At 68.3% G+C, this 1,235-nt stretch carries 2 protein-coding genes; both read left to right on the top strand.

Going from position 1 to position 1,235, the window contains the following annotated elements; translation table 11 throughout:
* The first annotated feature begins 666 nt into the window (after window positions 1-666).
* Window positions 667-942, top strand: coding sequence for a hypothetical protein (locus AB0915_RS39235; protein ID WP_366696199.1), 276 nt, complete (start codon window positions 667-669; stop codon window positions 940-942).
* On the top strand, window positions 939-1,235 hold a 297-nt coding region (locus AB0915_RS39230; protein ID WP_366696197.1), incomplete at its 3' end, for a hypothetical protein. The genes AB0915_RS39235 and AB0915_RS39230, both read left to right, overlap by 4 nt.

Here is a 1,235-nt window from a genome sequence, read left to right as displayed (position 1 = left end):
AGCCGACCTGAGACGAACGTACTTACAACCCCATTACCTGTCATATCGGACAGATCCATGGCGTCGCATCACAGGGCCGACCGGGTGTAAACACCTCGCCCCCATACCCCTCATCACAACCTGACTATCCGTCAAATAACAACAAAATAAGCCCCCCTGGCACACGATTAGCCCGCCCGAGCGACAATCCCCCCACCCCCTCACCCACCCGGCAGCACCCCACCCCAACCCACCACCCCCACCACCACCCCGAACGCCCATCACCCACCACCCCACCAATACTTACGTCGGACGAGCCCGTAAGAAGCCGTTGTCTTTCCGACTGTGATCGCTGCGTTTTCGCTGCTCAGGCATGATGCCGACGGTTCTGCGGCAGGGACGACACGTCGTGTTGTTTCGTCGGGGAGGTGTGCAGGTGCCGTCGGTGATGGGGGTGTTGGAGGTTCGAGAGTCGGCCGTCCGGGTGCGGGTGGAGAAACTGCGTGCCGAGGCGGACCGGGTTCTGGCCGAGCTGTCGGACGCGGAAGCCGTTCTGGAGCGGCGGGTTGTGGCGCTGGCTGAGCTGACCGAGGCCCTGGCGTTTGGGGCTGTGCCGGAGGAGCTGGTCCGGCCGGCACCGATTCTGGCCGTGGTGAAGGAGCCCGTGCCCGGGGCAGTGGTTCCCGAGTGGCGCGAGGGTCTGGCAGCCGGGTGCTCGCGCCGGAGTACCGGCGGCTGCTGGCGGTGCTGGAGGCCGGCGGCGGGGAAGGACTGCGGGCGAAAGACCTCGCCGCCCGGCTGGGCCTGGAACTGGTGTCGGCGAAGGTCGAGGGTGTCCGGGTGAAGGCGAAGCGGCTGGTGGCGCGGGGCTGGCTGGCAGAGGACCGGCCGGGGCTATTCACGCCGCGACACGGGCAGGGGCGAGCGGGCGGGTTCTGCGGTGGGCGAGGCGGCGTCCCATGAGCATGGTCATCGACCACATCACCACGGCTTCGCTGCTGGCGGGCAGGGTAGCCCTCCGGCTGCCCGCCCTTGCCATTCATCCACGCGATGCGGTCGGCGAGGTCAGCCGCCTCGGCGCCTTCGGCGTTGAGCAGTCGCAGCTCGATCTGCGCCAGCCGCTCGGTGATCTCCGCCAGCTGCTGACCAGTGTCCGCACTCGCACCCACGCCTGCCCCCGCAGTCCGCGCCCACGACAGCCTGTCCCGCGTGCCCCCGATGGGTTCTACAGATCCCGCCGGACCTACCGGTGCGGC

The sequence above is a fragment of the Streptomyces sp. NPDC048411 genome (assembly GCF_040704695.1).
Taxonomy (GTDB): Bacteria; Actinomycetota; Actinomycetes; order Streptomycetales; family Streptomycetaceae; genus Streptomyces.
This window is presented reverse-complemented; position numbering and strand designations above follow the sequence as displayed.